The sequence below is a fragment of the Methanosaeta sp. UBA356 genome (assembly GCF_002496465.1).
Taxonomy (GTDB): domain Archaea; phylum Halobacteriota; class Methanosarcinia; order Methanotrichales; family Methanotrichaceae; genus Methanothrix; species Methanothrix soehngenii.
In genome coordinates this window covers 16,534-34,342 of record NZ_DAKC01000118.1, presented here as the reverse complement: position 1 = coordinate 34,342, position 17,809 = coordinate 16,534, and the positions used below count along the sequence as shown (strand labels likewise).

The 17,809-nt window shown below is 52.5% G+C and carries 21 protein-coding genes and 1 tRNA gene; 16 read left to right on the top strand and 6 right to left on the bottom strand.

Annotation, left to right across the window (positions count from 1 at the left end; genetic code table 11):
- The first annotated feature begins 31 nt into the window (after positions 1-31).
- The 13 genes from BP727_RS11405 (at position 32) to BP727_RS11345 (ending at position 10,939) form a co-directional block, all read left to right on the top strand.
- Complete coding sequence (locus BP727_RS11405; protein ID WP_286858900.1) at positions 32-1,132, top strand: glycosyltransferase family 4 protein; 1,101 nt, start codon at positions 32-34, stop codon at positions 1,130-1,132.
- A gap of 2 nt (positions 1,133-1,134) precedes the next feature.
- Positions 1,135-2,079, top strand: coding sequence for a glycosyltransferase family 2 protein (locus BP727_RS11400; protein ID WP_013719162.1), 945 nt, complete (start codon positions 1,135-1,137; stop codon positions 2,077-2,079).
- Between the two features lie 17 nt (positions 2,080-2,096).
- Positions 2,097-2,858, top strand: a complete 762-nt coding sequence (locus BP727_RS11395; RefSeq protein ID WP_013719163.1) for an ABC transporter permease — start codon at positions 2,097-2,099, stop codon at positions 2,856-2,858.
- A 2-nt stretch (positions 2,859-2,860) separates the two neighbouring features.
- Positions 2,861-3,685, top strand: a complete 825-nt coding sequence (locus BP727_RS11390; protein ID WP_273271097.1) for an ABC transporter ATP-binding protein — start codon at positions 2,861-2,863, stop codon at positions 3,683-3,685.
- A 365-nt stretch (positions 3,686-4,050) separates the two neighbouring features.
- Positions 4,051-4,485 (top strand): lamin tail domain-containing protein, encoded by a 435-nt coding sequence (locus BP727_RS11385; RefSeq protein WP_013719166.1) that lies wholly within the window; start codon positions 4,051-4,053, stop codon positions 4,483-4,485.
- A gap of 92 nt (positions 4,486-4,577) precedes the next feature.
- Complete coding sequence (locus BP727_RS11380) at positions 4,578-5,822, top strand: pentapeptide repeat-containing protein (RefSeq protein ID WP_286858896.1); 1,245 nt, start codon at positions 4,578-4,580, stop codon at positions 5,820-5,822.
- Positions 5,823-5,919: 97 nt separating this feature from the next.
- Positions 5,920-6,456: a pyruvate ferredoxin oxidoreductase subunit gamma gene (locus BP727_RS11375; RefSeq protein WP_013719169.1), complete on the top strand. Its 537-nt coding sequence runs from the start codon at positions 5,920-5,922 to the stop codon at positions 6,454-6,456.
- The gene (locus tag BP727_RS11370; RefSeq protein WP_013719170.1) at positions 6,456-6,713 is read left to right on the top strand and encodes a 4Fe-4S binding protein; all 258 of its coding nucleotides are present in this window, start codon (positions 6,456-6,458) and stop codon (positions 6,711-6,713) included. Before BP727_RS11375 ends, BP727_RS11370 begins: the two co-directional genes overlap by 1 nt.
- The gene (locus tag BP727_RS11365) at positions 6,713-7,930 is read left to right on the top strand and encodes a transketolase C-terminal domain-containing protein (RefSeq protein ID WP_013719171.1); all 1,218 of its coding nucleotides are present in this window, start codon (positions 6,713-6,715) and stop codon (positions 7,928-7,930) included. Before BP727_RS11370 ends, BP727_RS11365 begins: the two co-directional genes overlap by 1 nt.
- 13 nt (positions 7,931-7,943) lie before the next feature.
- Positions 7,944-8,819 (top strand): thiamine pyrophosphate-dependent enzyme, encoded by an 876-nt coding sequence (locus BP727_RS11360; protein WP_013719172.1) that lies wholly within the window; start codon positions 7,944-7,946, stop codon positions 8,817-8,819.
- A gap of 2 nt (positions 8,820-8,821) precedes the next feature.
- A complete protein-coding gene (locus tag BP727_RS11355; protein ID WP_013719173.1) occupies positions 8,822-9,433 on the top strand; it encodes an IMP cyclohydrolase in 612 nt (203 codons plus the stop codon).
- 33 nt (positions 9,434-9,466) lie between these two features.
- On the top strand, positions 9,467-10,357 hold the full coding sequence (gene fhcD, locus BP727_RS11350) for a formylmethanofuran--tetrahydromethanopterin N-formyltransferase (protein WP_273278014.1): 891 nt from the start codon (positions 9,467-9,469) through the stop codon (positions 10,355-10,357).
- A gap of 72 nt (positions 10,358-10,429) precedes the next feature.
- Positions 10,430-10,939, top strand: coding sequence for a DUF2299 domain-containing protein (locus BP727_RS11345; RefSeq protein ID WP_273271103.1), 510 nt, complete (start codon positions 10,430-10,432; stop codon positions 10,937-10,939).
- Positions 10,940-10,993: 54 nt separating this feature from the next.
- On the opposite strand, the gene BP727_RS11340 is transcribed toward BP727_RS11345, so the two are convergent.
- Both BP727_RS11340 and BP727_RS11335 read right to left on the bottom strand, forming a co-directional pair.
- Positions 10,994-11,695, bottom strand: a complete 702-nt coding sequence (locus BP727_RS11340) for an SIMPL domain-containing protein (protein WP_013719176.1) — start codon at positions 11,693-11,695, stop codon at positions 10,994-10,996.
- Between the two features lie 36 nt (positions 11,696-11,731).
- Positions 11,732-12,430: an SIMPL domain-containing protein gene (locus tag BP727_RS11335; RefSeq protein ID WP_013719177.1), complete on the bottom strand. Its 699-nt coding sequence runs from the start codon at positions 12,428-12,430 to the stop codon at positions 11,732-11,734.
- 155 nt (positions 12,431-12,585) lie between these two features.
- Between BP727_RS11335 and BP727_RS11330 the strand changes: the two genes are divergently transcribed.
- The 3 genes from BP727_RS11330 to BP727_RS11320 all read left to right on the top strand — a co-directional run bounded on the left by BP727_RS11330 (position 12,586) and on the right by BP727_RS11320 (position 14,605).
- Positions 12,586-13,383 carry a 2-amino-3,7-dideoxy-D-threo-hept-6-ulosonate synthase gene (locus BP727_RS11330; protein ID WP_013719178.1) on the top strand — a complete coding sequence of 266 codons (798 nt, stop codon included), beginning with the start codon at positions 12,586-12,588 and terminating at the stop codon, positions 13,381-13,383.
- A 121-nt stretch (positions 13,384-13,504) separates the two neighbouring features.
- On the top strand, positions 13,505-14,284 hold the full coding sequence (locus BP727_RS11325; protein WP_286858889.1) for a tetratricopeptide repeat protein: 780 nt from the start codon (positions 13,505-13,507) through the stop codon (positions 14,282-14,284).
- Positions 14,285-14,473: 189 nt separating this feature from the next.
- Entirely contained in the window at positions 14,474-14,605 is a 132-nt protein-coding gene (locus BP727_RS11320; protein WP_269798851.1) for a hypothetical protein, read from the top strand.
- Positions 14,606-14,715: 110 nt separating this feature from the next.
- On the opposite strand, the gene BP727_RS11315 is transcribed toward BP727_RS11320, so the two are convergent.
- The 4 genes from BP727_RS11315 to BP727_RS11300 form a co-directional block, all read right to left on the bottom strand.
- Positions 14,716-15,162 (bottom strand): RDD family protein, encoded by a 447-nt coding sequence (locus tag BP727_RS11315; protein ID WP_286858886.1) that lies wholly within the window; start codon positions 15,160-15,162, stop codon positions 14,716-14,718.
- A gap of 87 nt (positions 15,163-15,249) precedes the next feature.
- Positions 15,250-15,323 (bottom strand) — tRNA-Thr (locus BP727_RS11310).
- 130 nt (positions 15,324-15,453) lie between these two features.
- On the bottom strand, positions 15,454-16,617 hold the full coding sequence (locus tag BP727_RS11305; protein WP_013719181.1) for a glycosyltransferase family 4 protein: 1,164 nt from the start codon (positions 16,615-16,617) through the stop codon (positions 15,454-15,456).
- 208 nt (positions 16,618-16,825) lie between these two features.
- Positions 16,826-17,809 (bottom strand): galactose-1-phosphate uridylyltransferase, encoded by a 984-nt coding sequence (locus tag BP727_RS11300; RefSeq protein WP_286858884.1) that lies wholly within the window; start codon positions 17,807-17,809, stop codon positions 16,826-16,828.

Below are 17,809 nucleotides of genomic sequence, written 5' to 3'. Positions count from 1 at the left end.
AATAAAAATGATCTAACATAAGGCAGGAGACATGAAAATACTGCAGACCCCGGCGAGGATCTTTGCCACCGGTGGAGTGGAGAGCTATGTTCGCAACCTCTCCAGAGAGCTCGTCGGGATGGGGCATGATGTGGGGGTGATATGCGCGGACGGGCCGGGGGAAAACGATATTGATCAGCGTATTCACACAAAAACACAGAAAAGCAGGGGAAAAATGGCCAATACCAGCATCACTCCATATCTGCCCCTGGCCTTGTATAGGGAGGATTTCGATATCCTTCACACTCATCTTCCCACTCCCTGGAGCGCTGACTGGAGCGGCCTGATCTCGCTGTTAAAGAAAAGGCCTCTTGTCCTGACGTATCATAATGACATAGTCGGTGAAGGATGGGCAGGGCAGATCGCCTGGATCTACAACAAAACCGCTCTTAAGCTGCTCTTGAAGTCCGCCGGCGGCATCATTGTGACCAGGAACCGATATGTTTCGCCATATCTTAAGGAATATGCCGGTAAGGTCTTCTTCGTACCCCTGGGCATAGACGTTGAGGCCTTCAGGCCCAAGGAGGCTCCCCCGAAAGGCGATATTTTTTTCCTCAGCGTCCTGGATGAGTTCCATCGGTACAAAGGGCTGGAGGTCCTCTTTGCTGCCTTGAAGATCATGAAGCAAGAATTGCCCGATGTGCGACTGGTGGTGGGAGGGAGGGGCTGTATGCTCGACTGTTATAGGGGTATGGCCGACTCTCTGGGCATCGGTGATAACGTAAGCTTCGCTGGCTTTATCCCCTCCGAGAAGCTCATCGAGTACTACAATGGATGCAAGCTTTTTGCCCTCCCCTCCACCGATCCCAGGAGGGAGGGTTTTGGGATCGTTCCCCTGGAGGCTATGGCCTGCGAAAGGCCGGTGGTTGTCACCGAGATCATGGGCATGGCCGGAGACATTAATGAATGTGGGGCAGGAATGGTGGTGAGATGCAATGATAAAGAGGCTCTGGCATCGTCCATGCTCGCCATCCTGAAGGATGATGACCTGGCAGGAAGGATGGGAGCCGAAGGCAGGAAGCTCGCAATTGGAAAGTATAGCTGGCGAAGAGCAGCAGAGCAGATTGAAAGGGTCTACCGGGAATTGCTCTAGAGATGGAATTGATTAGCGTAATCGTGCTGAATTATAATGGCAAAGGATTCTTGGATGGCTGCCTCTCCTCCCTTGCCTCCCAGACCTATTCAGATTTTGAAGTGATAGTGGTGGATAATGGATCGAGGGACGGCAGTCCTGAGTATGTTAAGGAAAATTATCCCTGGGTCAGGCTGGCCAAAAACGATGAGAACCTGGGGTTTGCCGGTGGAACCAATGTCGGAATAAGGGCAGCGAAAGGGGAATTCGTCATCACCCTGAACAACGATTCCAGGGCGGACAGCCGATTCATAGAGGAGCTGATCAAGCCCATGGCCGATCCCGAGGTCGGAGTCTGTGCTGCAAAGATGCTGTTTCCCGATGGGCGCATCAACTCTGCCGGGATATGCATCTCCAGGAGCGGAGCTGCCTGGGACCGGGGGATGTTCGAGCCGGATCGAGGGCAGTATGAATTCGTGGAAGAGGTATTTGGAGCCTGTGCGGGAGCGGCGCTCTACAGAAGGGAGATGCTGGATGAGATCGGTCTTTTCGATGAGGATTTCTTTCTATACCTGGAGGATGTGGATCTGGCCTTTCGGGCCCGTCTGGCCGGCTGGAAGTGCTTATATGTGCCTGGTGCCAGGGTAATTCACCACCATGGAGGAACTGCCGGAGTGGGATCGGATCTGGCCGTCTATTATGGCAACAGGAATATTGTATGGTATCCGATCAAGGATTTTCCGTTCAGGCTTCTGATCACCTCTCTGCCTTTTATAGTGGCCAGAAATTTGGCAGTTATCCCCTACTATGCTCTGCGCGGCCAGGGTGGGGTCATCCTTAAATCGAAGCTCGATGCTCTGAAGGGCGTCGTAAAGATGATGGAAAAGCGAAAGGATGTCGTGTGCCGGGCAGATTATTCCCAGATCAAGAGATTCGTTGAGATCTGGGGCAGGATGAAGGGGCATTAGGATAAAGAGGTATTAAGATGTGGATCTTTGAATATAGGGAGCTGATCAAGATTCTCACCATCAGCGACCTTAAGGTAAAATACCAGAGCTCCGTTTTGGGCTTTGCCTGGTCGCTCTTGAATCCGCTTCTTATGATGCTGGTCCTCTATCTGGTATTCAGTAATGTGTTCAATGCTAATCAGGACAATTTCGCTCTTTACCTGCTGATCGGCATCGTAAGCTGGCGATTCATGGCCATAGGAAGCTCAGCTGCCATGGGGGCTATCGTGGGCAAACCCAGCCTGGTGAACAAGATCTATATCCCACGCCAGGTTCTGGTGACGAGCGTGGTTCTGTCCAACCTGATAAGCTCAATTCTGGAGTTCCTGGTGCTTGTGCCCCTGCTCATTATCCTTGGCGCGGGAATCTCGCCTTATATCCTGCTCTTCCCTTTTATACATATGATTTATTTCCTTATCGTATATGGAATAAGCTTAATCCTGGCAGCTCTTTATGTCTATTACCGTGATCTTAACCAGATATGGGATGTGCTCATTCAGATCGGATTTTTCCTCTCGCCGATAGTCTATCCCCTCAGCACTGTGCCGCCGAAGTATCTGGACTATTATATGCTCAATCCCATGACCGCATTGATACAGATGTATAGGGATGTGCTGCTCTACCATCAACTGCCTGCACCGCAGGATGTGGCCGTAACAATTGCAGCTGGTCTGTTCATCATGGTTGTTGGCACTTTAGTCTTCAAGAAGCTGGAGCGTAGGTTTGCGGAGGAGATCTGAATATGTCTCTGCCTCTCGCCGAGATCAATAAGGGCCTGGATAAGTTGAACCTGGTGAAGGGCGGCATAGGCCGGGGGACTAACGGCAATGCAATAGTGGTGGAGGGCATCTCCAAGAATTTTAGAATACCGAAAGAGAAGAAGCTCACCGTCTTCGAGCACCTGGCCGGGCTGGTGGGGAGAGGCACCAGCTCTTATGATGAGTTCATGGCCCTGCAGGATGTCAGCTTCGCTGTAAAACATGGCGAGACCTTTGGGGTGATCGGGCCCAACGGCTGCGGCAAGAGCACTCTGCTTAAGGTTCTGGCGGGAGTTCTCTATCCGGATAGCGGCAGAGTGGAGATAAACGGAAAAATCGCGCCTTTTCTGGAATTGGGAGTCGGCTTTCAGCCGGAGCTCTCCGCCCGGGATAACGTCTACCTATACGGGGCGATAATGGGCCTGACCCATAAGGAGGTAGACCAGAGATACGATGAGATAATGGAGTTCTCTGAGCTGCAACGCTTCGAGAACATGAAGCTGCGCAACTTCTCCTCGGGGATGTATGTGCGGCTGGCCTTTGCCACTGCCATCCAGACCAATCCGGATGTCATTCTGGTGGATGAGGTCTTATCGGTGGGGGATGAGTCCTTCCAGAAGAAATGCAGCGATAAGATAGATGAGATTCGCAAAGCGGGCAAGACCATCCTCCTGGTCTCTCACTCTTTGGCCACGGTGCGTTCGCTATGCAGTCGCTGCATGCTCATGAACCGCGGCCAGGTAGTGGCCTTGGGGGAGACTGGGGGGGTCTTGGCGGAGTATGAAAGGATGAGGGGGGCCGGCACATAAGGCATATGAATGAGTCCCCTGGAAGGAGAAGGGATGCAGCTATGGCCAGACAGCCGGTGATTCTGTCACAAAAATCCTCTCTGCCTGGAGAGATATCCACTTTTCGTCTCCGGTCTCCATCTCGATGTCTGGCAGTATGATGAGCTCGCAGGCGCTGGCGGATTGACAGCACAGATGCATGCTATCGCCTCTCAATATCAAAATCCAGAACGCTCAGGCGCTTAAACAGCCATGGTTTGAGGTAGTGCAATATAACTGGGCAAAGCCTAATTATTATGCTGTATTACTGTAGAAAAATTTATATAACTTAAGAGAATTCTGATCCACACCTTAAATCAGGGAATTGACATTAAGGAGAATAAAAAATGAAAAAACAACTACTTGCAGGGATTTTTGGCATCTTTCTTGCCATCACATTCCTCGGCACAGCCCTTGCCGAAGAGGAGAACGCCAGCACGACAGATCTCCAGATCGCCATAACCTCCGCCAACTTCGTGGCCACCAGTCCGGAGAAGGAGAACCTGGATGATGAGTGGGTAGAGATCACCAACAAAGGCTCTTCAGACGTGAACATGGCCGGATGGACTCTAGCCGATGCGCAGAACCACACCTATACCTTCCCCGACTTCGCCCTTGCTGCCGGGGCTAAAGTTGTCGTGCACACGGGCGAGGGAGACGACGATACAGAGAACCTCTTTTGGGACCGGAGCACATCCATCTGGAACAACAGCGGCGATCTGGCCGTCCTGTTGGATCCCGAGGGCAACATGGTCTCCCAGTACCCCGAGGACGAGGCCTGAGGCCTCACGTTTTTTCTTTTATCCCGATTTTGTGGTAGAACAAACCGATTCGACCATCCATTCAGATAAAATTTGGCTCTTCGCTGAATTATGTGGAGCCTAAAATTTATCTAGCTAAACTGTCCATTTTCTCCCAGGAGGCAGAGCTTCTGAGTCGAATTCATGGTTTGGTCCTGGCTTTTCTTTTTTTTATAATCGGATTATCGGCAGGGATCCCTGATGATAGAATCATTCCGGCGGAAGATGTTTTAGAGGTCATCAAGTCTGGCAAGCCAGCGGAATTTAAAAATTGCACTATTGAAGGTGATTTGAGCCTCAAGGGAATGACGATTGAGCCGCCAGTCTATTTTGATCAGGCAGTCTTTCGGGATTCAGTAGATTTTGACTCAACCATCTTTAATGGAGATGTCCACTTCGGGCACTCGGAATTCCATAAAGATGCCAACTTCATGCGCTCAAAATTCAATGGCCATGCCTACTTCGGAGACTCAGAATTCAAAGATAATGCGAACTTCATTTTCTCTGAGTTCAACGGCCCTGCGAGCTTCATGCTCTCGGAATTCAACGGATCTGCCTACTTTTGGGGCTCGAAATTCAACGGCGATGCCGGATTCATTAATGATCGATTTTATAGAGATACCTACTTTAGCGATGTGGTGTTCAATAAAGATGCCAGTTTCAATGGCAGTCTGTTTAAGGAAGATTTGATCTTCGAGAATGCCACCTTTCATCGCAAGCTCTCGCTGACAAGGACGAGATATGATGAGCTCTTTGTCAGATGGCATGACATTGCAGGGCACCTTGTCTATGACGATGCTGCTTATATGTCTTTGATGAAGAACTTTAACGGCCTGGGCTATTTCGAGGATCATGATAGCTGCTACTTCCAGTACCGGAAGGAGCATAGAGCAGAGCCTTGGCCCGCGGCAAATGCGGGAGAAGAATGGCTCAGGAAGCTCATAGACTATCCGCTGGAATGGTTTTATGGATATGGCACAAAGCCGTTCAATGCGCTTCTCTTCTCGATCGCCATTGTTCTGGTCTATGCCTTATTCTGGTGGAGACAGGGGCTTGGCGGTCCCAACGATATGACGCCATCCGTTCTGCCGGGGGGCGAAGAGTGGATTGATAATGATATCTTAGATATCCTGGGCTTCAGCTTCACAGTCTTCCTGTCCGGTACTCGGTTATTTATCGATCCCCCTCTCCTGCCTCTAATACAAGGAAGATCCAGATTCTGGACAAAATGGGCTTTCATTTTTGAGAGGCTGCTCGGAGCGTTGTTTTCCATATTGTTATTCATCGCCATCTGCGGAACAATAGTGAGATCCTCTTAGGTGGCGCCATAGATATGGCTCCGAAAGAGATATATTTGCTCATCTCTCTTTCGCAGCAGTTGAGGAGATCAGTGCGCAAGATACAGGAGGTCAGCCCTTGAAAGAGATACGATTACACGGCCGTGGAGGTCAGGGATCGGTCACGGCAGCTGAGATAATAGCCGTTGCCGCCTTTGAGGATAAGAGGTTCTCTCAGGCATTTCCTGCCTTTGGAGTAGAACGGAGGGGTGCGCCGGTTATGGCCTTTGCCCGAATAGCCGATAAACCCATCCGAGTGAGGAGCCAGATATACGAACCAGACTATGTCATCGTCCAGGACGTGACCCTTTTGGACGTGGTCGATGTGGCCAGTGGACTCAAACCGGACGGCAAGATAATAATCAACACCGACCGTTCAGGTGAGCAGCTCAAGCTTGACACAAAGGCCGAGGTCATCACCATCGATGCCACCAAGATCGCCATGGAGGTTTTGGGAAGGCCCATTGTGAACACCACAATGCTGGGCGCATTCTGCGGTGCCAGCGGAGAGGTGGGGCTGGAGAGCCTGAACAAAGCCATATCCGAGCGTTTCCGGGGAGAATTGGGGAAGAAAAACCTGCTGGCCATTAAAACAGCCTACGAGAGGGTTTCTTGATGGAAATTAAGGCTGGTAAACTGGTAGATCCGTGCAGCACCAGAATAACGAAGACCGGTGCCTGGCGGACTTTTGTGCCCGTTGTCGATCATAAGGCATGTATAAAATGCAGCCTCTGTGCGATCTACTGTCCAGAGGGCTGCATCCACCAGGTAGATGGGCAGTTTGTCCCTGACCTGGATTACTGCAAAGGCTGCAGCGTGTGTGCCAATGAATGCCCACGCATGGCGATTACCATGGTCTTGGAGGATAAGTGATGAGCAAAGGAAGCGATAGCAGTATGCCCCAGAATACTGCAAATATGAGAGTGGTTGAGGGCTCCTATGCAGTGGCCCATGCGGTCATGTGTTGCCGGCCGGATGTGATCTCCGCCTATCCCATTACCCCTCAGACCCATATTGTGGAAAACCTCTCCCAGTTGGTGGCTGATGGCGAGCTGGACAGCGCATTCCTGACGGTTGACTCCGAGTTCTCGGCGCTCTCCCTCCTGGTCGGCTCCACCGCATGCGGCGGCAGAGGCTACTCCTCGACCACCAGCCAGGGATTGGCTCTGATGTACGAGGTCCTCTACAACGTCTCAGGCATGAGGCTTCCCATTGTGATGACCGTGGCCAACCGCGCCATTGGGGCTCCCCTGAACATCTGGAACGACCAGCAGGATTCCATTGGCGCTCGCGACGTGGGATGGCTGCAGATCTATGTGGAGAATGTGCAGGAAGCAGTGGATGCCACCCTTCAGGCCTATAAGATCGCCGAAGATCCGGAGATCCGAACTCCGATCATGGTCTGCATGGACGGGTTCATCCTCACCCATGTCTACGAGCCGGTGGAGCTCCTGGACAAAGAGAAGGCAAGGGAATTTCTGCCTGATTTCAAGCCGGCAAACATCCTGGACCCGAACAATCCCCTTACCTTTGGAGCCTTCGCCGATCCATCCACCTATACGGAGTTCCGCTATCAGCAGTTCGAGGCCCATCAAAAGGCGCTGGAAAAGATAGAGCAGGTGGCCAGGGACTTCGAGAAGGCCTTTGGCCGATATTACGGTGGGCTCATAGACAGCTATTACGCCGATGATGCAGAGGTGGTTTTAGTCACTTTGGGCTCAGTCATCGGCACCGTCAAGGATGCCATCGATGAATTGAGGGCGGAGGGCCTCAAGGTGGGCCTGATCAAGATCAGATGCTATCGGCCTTTCCCGGTTGCAGCCCTGCGCAAGGCCCTGTCCGGCGCCAAGGTGATCGCGGTGTTGGAGAAGGACGTCGCCATAGGAAGCGAGGCTGGTCTGCTGACGGATCTCAAGGCAGCATTCTATAACACCCAGATCAGAACGCCTATTATCGGCTTTGCCGCCGGTCTGGGAGGCCGGGACATCACTCTCAAGGACATAAGAAAGATAGTAGAGAAAGCCCTTGCCGCCGAGAAGGGAATCGAGTGCGAGTTCGAGTTCCTGGATCTGAGAAAGGAGATTCTTTAGGAGGCTTCTAAAAATGGAAAGATCTTTGCTGGCACCGGGCCACCGGGCCTGTGCGGGATGCGCCATGCCCACCACCATCAGGCTGGTCTTGGATGCGGCCGGGCCGAATACCATTGTGGTCTCGCCCACCGGCTGCCTGGAGGTTGTCACCACCCCCTTCCCGGAGAGCGCCTGGTGCGTTCCCTGGATTCACTCCCTGTTCGAAAACCCAGCTGCAGTGGCCTCTGGCGTGGAGGTCATGCTCAAGCGCCGGGGCCAGGATACCAATGTTGTGGTGATAGGAGGAGACGGGAGCACATTCGATATCGGTATGGGCTCGAACTCCGGCATGTTCGAGCGCGGCCATAAGGTGCTTTATGTCTGCTATGACAACGAGGCTTATATGAACACCGGAGTGCAGCGCAGCGGCTCCACGCCCTTCTGCGTTCACACAACCACCACCCCATCAGGATCAGAATCGATGGGCAATCCCCGGCCCAAGAAGGATATGCCGGCCATCGCCCTGGCTCATGGTGTGCCCTATGTGGCTACCGCCTCAGTGGCCTATCCGGTGGACCTGAGAAGGAAGGTCAAGGAGGCTCTAAAGGCCAATGGACCATCCTATATCCAGGTCAACGCTCCCTGCATCACTGGCTGGACATTCGATGCTGGAACCATGATTGAGCTAGCTCGTCTCGCAGTGGAGACTGGCCTGTGGCCCCTCACGGAGTATGTCGATGGAAAGCTGGTGGGGGTGAAGAAGATCCGCCGACCCAAACCTGTCGAGGAGTATCTCCGCCTGCAGGGCCGCTACAAGCATCTCTTCAAGAAGCCCAATGGCGCAGATATGTTGAAGCATATCAAAGCACTGGCAGATGGAAACATCGCCAGGTATAATCTGGTTGATTGAAGATGTATGTAGGCCGGATCGTGGTCGCAGGCCGTGCCCAGGGAAGGAGCTTTGTCGCCTACAGAGTCTCCTCCCGCTCTTTTCCCAACCGGAGGGCAGAGGTCCATGATAAATCGATAACAGTTATGCCTTTGGATCCTGCGGACCTGGCGCGGAACCCTTACATCTCCTACAACTGCATTCGGGTGGCAGATGATGTGGCAGTGGTCACCAATGGCACTCATACCGATATGATCACAGAGAGGATAGAGGACGGGCAGAGTCCGGGAGATTCCATGGCCTTGAGCCTGCTCGCTTACGGCCACGAGAGGGATGAGCTGGACACACCCCGCATCGCTGGGGCTGTGCGCGGGAACAGGGCATGGCTGGGGATCGCCAGGAAGGACGAGCTCCGGGTGCAGCAGTTCAGGTTGGATGAGGACCAGGCCTTAATGGTGGCGACATATGAGAAGACCAATTTCGAGGATGTCTCGATGTCGGCCTGGGATGTGGCCGGGATAGCCCGCAAAGCCTATGATCTCTCCTTTGAGAGGCCGGTCTGCGCGGCTGCTGCCCTGGCTTGCTCTGCTGAGCCTAATGGGGGATTTATTCTCGCGGCATATAATCCGGATTGAAAGGCACCGGAAGTGAACTTTGAGGTGTTGTTTATGGAGATCAATGGTGTGCAAATTGATGATACCTTTGCTGAAGCTTTTCCCATTAAGATGGCAAGGGTGCAGATCACAGCAGTGACAGAGAGGTGGGCACTGGAGGCGGCGAGGGAAGCCACGGGATTTGGAACCTCAGTGATTGGATGTCCTGCCGAGGCGGGCATAGAATGCCTCGTGGATGGAAGAGAGACCGTCGACGGCCGGCCTGGTGTGAACATCCTCTTATGCAACATGGGCTTCAAGAACCTGGAGAACTCATTGCTCATGAGGCTGGGCCAGTGCGTGCTCACTGCGCCCACTGCTGCTGCTTTTAGCGGCATGCATGATGCGGAAAAACAGTTTGATACCGGCAAGAAGCTGAGCTTCTTCGGGGATGGCTACCAGAAGACAGAGGAGATGTTTGGACGAAACATCTGGAAGATACCTCTCATGTCCGGCGACTTCATCATCGAGAACAGCTTTGGAGCGGTCGAAGGAATCGCTGGAGGCAATTTCCTGATACTGGGCCAGAATCAGATGTCCGGCCTGATGGCAGCCGAGGCGGCGATAGACTCCATTCGCAAGGTCAAGGGCGCTATCACCCCCTTCCCGGGAGGTGTCGTCTCCAGCGGATCGAAGGTGGGCTCAAAGTACAAGTTCCTCAAGGCCTCCACCAACTCCGCCTTCTGCACATCGCTCCGGGAGGATGGTGTCTGCGTTCTGGCGGAGGATGTCTCTTGCGTCTTTGAGATAGTGATCAATGGCGTTGACCGGGAGGCCATAGAGAACGCCATGCGGGCGGGAATCCATGCTGCCTGTCAAGTGCCTGGCATTCTGAAGATAACCGCAGCCAATTACGAGGGGAAGCTGGGCATTCATCATTTCCCGCTGCATAGCGTGCTGGAGTAGAGCAAGACCCAGACACATTCTTTTTTTTAGTTTTTATTAAAATATTTGAATCATAGGAGTTGATAGCTCGTGATGGTCGCCCCAGAAATAGCCGATGTTCGGGATCGAATTAAGACCTGGCTTGTACAGGAGGACATATTCAAGGAAGAGGTGCCCAGCGAGAGCCTATACTATCAGATCGCTGCTGAATATCCTGCCCGGTCAGGCAGGCATTTGAGCATCATTCAGCCCCAGGGCCACGAGGATATGGTTGTGATCTTCAGCCGGATAATGCTGGCTGATGTCCATCAAAAGGCCATCATGCATCTTTTGCCTCAGCAGAAAGAGAGGCTCATGTGGCAGATACGCTACGACCTCCTGTTCCGCCAGTCCAGCTTCGAGATCGAGCCTGCAGGAGAGGATATGCGGAGCATTCGTTTCACCCGGGAGATCTACTACGACGGCCTGACCAAGGACAGGCTGATGGAAGCGATAAGAGAGAACTTCAAGTGTGAGCTTTACGTGGTCTGGAAATTCCAGGAGCTGTTTGGCGAGGGATCAGCAGCAAAGGACTCAAAGCCGCCTGAACCGATGTATATCTAGCCGATATGGATCTGGTGGATAGAAAATAGAGGCATGAGGCCTCTTGAGGACATCTCAAGAGATCTCATAAACCAGATTCACGCTGGCCGTCACTTCCATCTCTCCTGGCTGGATCGGGGTAGCATCCATTGCATATGAATAGCTTCTGGAAGCCTCCATGACATATCCATAGCCTACTGTTATCTCCAGGATCTTTCCCAGCTCCAATCCGGCGGCGCTGGCGGCAACCTGAGCCTTCCTTTGCGCATCCTTGATGGCAATAGTCATGGCCTCATCATTCTGAGGGGTTGGATCCTTGAGGTCGAACTTGACTTCCTGGATGCTGTTTGAGCCCGCGCTTACCGCCGCATCCAAGACCCGGCCCACGTCCGCAGTATTCTCCAGCCTCACTGTTACCTGGTTCGTGGCCAGGAAGGTCGGAGGCTCTTGCGTTGCATCAGCGCCCCGGGGCTCGTCCTGAGGCATTGTGGTCAGGCTGAACCTGCTGGTCTGCATCTGGCTCTCATTGATGCCCGCATCGAGCAGGGCATTGATGGTTTGGTTCATCAGGATAGCATTCTCTTCAGCTGCTTCTGCTGCGCTTGTGCTCCGGGTCTCAACCCCAAGAACTATCGTTGCCATATCCGGGGCAGCTTTCACCTTGCCCTCGCCATCCACTCTCAGCTTAGATACATCTGTTCCATTATCCGCCGCCATTGCAGGTATGACCAATGACAATAGCAGCATCCCCATTAATACACTGCATATCTTTTTCATAGACTAACCCCTTTATACCGATGTCATTGAAGTGTCTTATAAGATAAACTCATAGGTCACCATGACCCTGGAGTTGACATCCATCATCCTGCCCTCGCCCGAGCCTCCGCCATAGGAATAGTCTATTCCCAGATCGGGATAAGCGAAGATATCCATGGCCTTTCCCAGGCTTCCCCCAGCATCCGCGGCTATGGCAGCTGCATTCTTTCTGGCATCGGCCAGAGCTTTCTTGCGGGCTTCTGCCCGGGCGTCGCTTGAGTCCTTCAGGTAGTATCCCGCCACATAGGCGTTGGCCCCTGCCGATCGAGCGGCATCCAGCACCTTATCGATCCCGGACTCATCTTTGGCCTGGAGACGGATGACTGTGGACCTTTGCAGAGTGGATGCGCTCTCTGTGACATTCTCGCATACAGTGGTGTTATTCACCGTCTTGCAGACTTTGCTCGATGACTGGAAGCTGGATATGCCGCTTCCCTGGCCGGGCAGGATCTCCTCGTCCTTGACCCCCGCTTTCTTCAAGGCGGATATCACCCGGTTCATCTCCTCTCCGACCTCATACTGGGCTTGAGTAATATTTTCATTGCTGCTCTCAACCGAGACGGAGATAGTGACTATATCTGCAGGAACGGTCACCGTTCCCACCCCCTCAACCGTCAGAGGGTAGACGTCACCCACTGCAGCTCCAAAGAGCGCGTTCCATATTATAACGCAGAATAAGACAACCGACCACTTCATATTAATCCCCATCTATGGAAATACTCGAAGATATTTAAGCGCTCTGCTGGTCTCGTTGCCCATCAGAGACCCGTTCCATCCACTCCTGTCATTTCATTCTCCTCTTCTTCATTCGACCACCATCTTTAATTTCAGAATAAACATCCACCACCTTCATGAGCAAGATCGGAAAGGCGATCAGGCTGGAGCGCATCCTGGATCGCAAGACGCACAGGACCATCATCATTCCCATGGACCATGGAATATCTGTAGGACCCATTGCCGGACTGATAGATATGCCGGCCACGGTAGACAAAGTGGCAGAAGGCGGGGCCAACGCCGTCCTGGGACATATGGGCCTGCCATTGCATGGCCACCGGGGATATGGAAGGGATGTGGGATTGATCATTCATCTCTCTGCATCCAGCTCACTAGGTCCTGATCCAAATCACAAGGTTTTGGTGACGGACGTCGAGGACGCCATAAGAGTGGGAGCGGATGCCGTGAGCATCCACGTTAACGTCGGCGCCGACGATGAGGCGGAGATGCTCCATGACCTGGGAAGGGTGGCACGAAGCTGCGACCAATGGGGCATACCCCTGATCGCCATGATGTATCCACGCGGGCCAAAGGTGAAGTCTGAGCATAATGTAGAACATGTGAAGCTGGCCGCACGCATAGGCTCGGAGTTGGGGGCGGATATAGTCAAGACGAATTACACCGGCTCGCCTGACACCTTCCAGGAGGTGGTAAGAGGCTGCAGCGTGCCTGTTGTCATCGCCGGCGGACCGAAGATGGACACTGAACGGGATCTATTGCAGATGGTCTACTATGCGGTTCAGGTGGGCGGAGCAGGGGTGGCCTTCGGCCGCAATGTCTTCCAGGCAGAGAATCCAACTCTCCTTGTAAGAAGGCTGTGCAAGGTAGTCCACGAGGGATATACCCCGGATGAGGCGGAGAAGGTCACCCTCTAAGGCGGGCCTTCCTTCTAATAATTTTTATATCATGACTATAAAACTCTGAATTGATCCGTCTGCTCGATGACAGCCAAATCGACCGCAACCTATATCCACTTATTCGAATACATTAGGAAGCATGAAGCTCATAGCTCCCTTTCTTCTTGCCATTTTGATGTTTGCCATCCCTGCTGCAATGGGCCAGGATGCTGAGCACTGGATCGCCAAGACGAAAAGCGATTATTATAACGGCTCATACCCACTTGCCTTGGATGATATCGATCAATATCTGAAGATCAATCAGAGCGACACCTGGGCCTGGAGCTTCAGGGCCAATCTCCTGCTGAAGATGGAAAGATACGAAGAGGCGCTGGAGAGCTTTGACAGGATCATTTCTCTGGACCAATCCAATGCAAAAGCCTACAATGATCGCGCTCTCGTCCTCTCAGGTGGGCTGAACCAGGATGAAGAGGCACTGGCTTCTCTGGAAGCGGCCCTGCAGATCGATGCCCTTAATGCTAACGCCTGGTACAACAAAGGAATGGTTCTGGAGAAGATGGAACGGTACAATGAGTCACTGGAAGCCTACAGAAAGGCGATTGATCTGGATGGGGATCTAGATCGAGCCTGGTACCGTCAGGGCCATGTCCTCCTGATAGTCCAGAGATTCGATGAGTCTCTCGCTTCCCTGGATAAGGCGGTCGAATTCAACCCCGAGAACGCAGAGGCATGGAATGATAAGGGCGTGGTTTTGAGGAAACTGGAACGGAATGAGGAGGCACTCGATTGCTTCCAGAGGGCGATCCAGCTCGATCCCTCAAATGAGCTCTATCGGGAGAATTTGAATGATCTTGGCGGGGTTGAGCCCATCGTAAACTCTCCAGGAGTAATCTCGGAAAAGGTATTGGACTTCTCCTAGGCCCATTACTGATGCGCCATGATCCATCAGTTGCTGAGATTATGGCGCTCGGGCATTCCGCTACTCTGATATTTCCGCAAAATCCAAGATATGCCTCTGGATCATCTCATTTATGCTTATTAGCGACTGAACGAATACCAGTATTTTTATAGGTTCAAAAGCCAATACTAGTATCAGGTGATATAAATCATGATCAAAGGTCTATTAAAATTGTTCATCAGCCTGATGGCCTTCACTTGGCTTGCTAAAAGACTACTTCGCCGCCGCATCCAGCAGGAGGAGGAGACTGAGGAGGTCTCCTCAGATCCCTGGCATAGTTGAAGGCCAAACCAGATCCATCTCAGGTGCTCCCGGGCAGGCAGATCCAGCCCTGCCCGGAGCCGGTCTCTGATGCATTAAATGATCTGCTGATCTAGCGATCCATTGATGATCTATCTAGCCTTCACCACCACCGTTCTGGCCACGCTATCGCCCAATCTCTGCTGTTTATCGGATCGCCAGATCAATATTGCGCCAATGAGGTAGGCAAATAGGCCATCAATTATGCGCAGGATGTTTCTTGTGAACGCCTGGCTCATGTCTATGGGGCTGCCATCCTCTCTGACCACCTTTATTTTGGTGATCATCTTGCCCACGGTCTGGCCTTTCGATCCCTCCAGTAGGGTGAAGTATGCTATGTATATCGCAAAGTAAAGCACCCCCCAATACCAGGGAAACATATCCCCCTGCATACCTCCAGCTCCCAAAATATTTCCCAGAGCACCAAATATAAGGCCAAAAATTATGCTGTCTATCACCAGCGATACTAATCTAATTCCTATTCCTTGGTATTCCATCTGCCTGGGACCGTTGACCTCCAATTCAACCTGACCTGCCATGATATTCACCTTGCATATATGCTGGACCGCAAACATCAAATAACTTTCTGAGTTCCTAGGACAGGTTTTTAAAAAAATGAGATTTTAAGCCTCGGACGGGATTCGAACCCGCGACCTCGTCCTTACCAAGGACGCGCTATACCGGGCTAAGCTATCGAGGCGCCAAGAGCCCCTTGTGCTCGCCCTTCATGAACCTTTCGGTCTGAATGAGGAAAAAGAGGTGGGATAAGGTTTTCAGCAAAATTGGCAAGCAAACCACGACCCATGGCGACCCTTGCTCAACGGTTTTGCTCAGTGGCTTTGCTCAATAGCCTGCTCATAGACCTTTTCCGTACTCTCAGCTATGTGATCCCAGGAGAACTCGCTCTCTATCCTGGTCCAACCGGCCCGGGCCAGGTGTTTCATCTCTTTCGGATTGCTGATAATCCGGTTTATGCACCAGGCTATGGACTCGGGCTGGATATAAGCCAGCAGCCCATCCTGGAAGTTGTTGATTATGCTCACCGCATCAGTGGCCACCACCGGCTTGCAGGCGTCCCATGCCTCCAGCACGACCACTCCAAAGGGCTCGTTGCGAGAGGGAACGCACATCATATCGCAGGCATTGATCAGCATCTGCTTCTCCGCACTGGATGTGTACCCCAGGAACCGGCAGGAATCTGCGATGCCTAGATAGCGAGCCTTTTGCTCGCATTCCGATCTCATGCCCCCCTCGCCGATGAAGACGAAACAGACATCTGGTCTATTTCTCAGCACCTGAGGTATGGCCTCCACCAGCAGGTCCGGCCCCTTCTGGACGCTCATCCTGCCGCAGAAGAGCACCACAGGGGCCAGGGGATGGATGCCGTACTTCTCCTTGATCCGGCCGGCGTCTACGCCTCTCCGCATCTTGCCCACGATAATGCCATTGGGAATGATGGGAATCTTGTCCTTGGGCAGGCTGTAGATCTGCATCAGCTCGTCCTGCATCCTCCTGGTGGTCACAATAACCTTAGCCGCCTCATAGCATCCCTGCCACTCTCGATGAGATATCTCCTCGGATATGCCGTATCCAAAGGTGTTCCCGTTCCTACCCCATTCAGTGCTATGCATGGTCAGCAGGAAGGGCAGATGATAGTCGCTCTTTATTCGGGTCAGGGCTAGGACGGGATGCCAGTCATGGCCGTGCACTACATCGAAGTTGCCGAAGAGCTGCTGCACCGCACCGAAACGATGATAGAGGGCATCGCACATCCGGTTCATCTGATCGACGATATCGCCATGGTCGTCTACATCAGCCCGCTGGTAGTGCACCCCGTTTATCTTGTCATAGGACTCAAAGTCCCCTCTTCGGGTAAAAATATGGACCTCATGGCCCCGCCTGGCCAGCGCTTCCGATAGCTCTGAGACATGAGGGGCAACGCCACCTACTTTTATTGAATACAGACTCTCCCAGGAGAGCATTCCAATTCGCATCTATTCACCATTCATCCCTAAAGGCATCCAGCGCATGCTGCCGAGCATGTTGCAGATTGTGCGCAGGTCGTTCTGCTGAGCGTATTGCTGAAAGGATGCCAAATTATTATCAGTACGACCATTTTTTTGCTGTCGTTTCTTATTGTTTGCCTGTTTAAAAGCATTTCAAGCTGATCAAATCCTTAAATCACTTAAGTCCGATAATTCATTAATCTTTCGGCGGCAGGCAAAAATTTCTCAATTCTGCTGCTGCCAATTCCGGGGGAACGGGATTCACATATATACCTGAACTCCTCTCAAAGCCTGCTATCCTGGAGACTATGGGCTGGATCCTGATGTTGAAGTGATACTCTTTTGGAAGCTGGAAGATCATCAGGTTGTAGGGGGGATCGTCCAGGGTGGAATAGAGGATCCGAAGGATCTCTGCCAGCATACTGGCCAGGCTTTTTTGTTCTTCGTCCCTCAAATCCGCCAGGTTTCCCAAATGCCTTTTAGGTAGAATCCAGGTCTCATAGGGCATAAGAGAGTAGAAGGGGGCAAATAGGATCCAGTGATTGTTCTCGGCGACGAGCCGGCATGACGCACTCTCTCGGTCCACGATATTGCAGTAAGGGCAGAAGGATGACCTGGATATGGCCTCCTCCTCTCTCTTCATCTGCGGGGGTAGAAAGGGAAGGGTGATGAGCTGAGAATGGCTGTGGGATAGCGAGGCCCCCGATTCTTTGCCCCAGTTTTTAAAGATGGTGATATATTTCACATCCTCATGGGTGGAATAGTGTCGGTAACGATCGGTGTAGGCCGAAACGAGCATCTCCAGGTGTTTTTTGCCGAAATCCCTCGGATTTTTGCGGTGGTCTCTTGAATCCACAATCACCTCGTGATATCCCTGGCCGGGCAGGGATATCCATTCTGCCGCCGGAGGCTCGGGCCTGGGGATCATGGTGGGATAAGCATTGAGAAACACTCTGATCTGCCAGAGCTCTGATCCAGTTTCATCCTGGAGCAGGATGCCATCGTCGGTGTAGGCGGCGATGGTGGACGGAGTCCTATCCTCGTGGCCCGGGCAAAAAGGGCAGTCCTTTTCGTCTCCTGGGACCGCCTTAGCCGCCAGGAAATCTGAGGGCCTTTTGTTGCGTTCGGCGGCGATGATGCAGTACTCTTCCAGAAAATAGTGCCGTCTGATCTCGGGCAT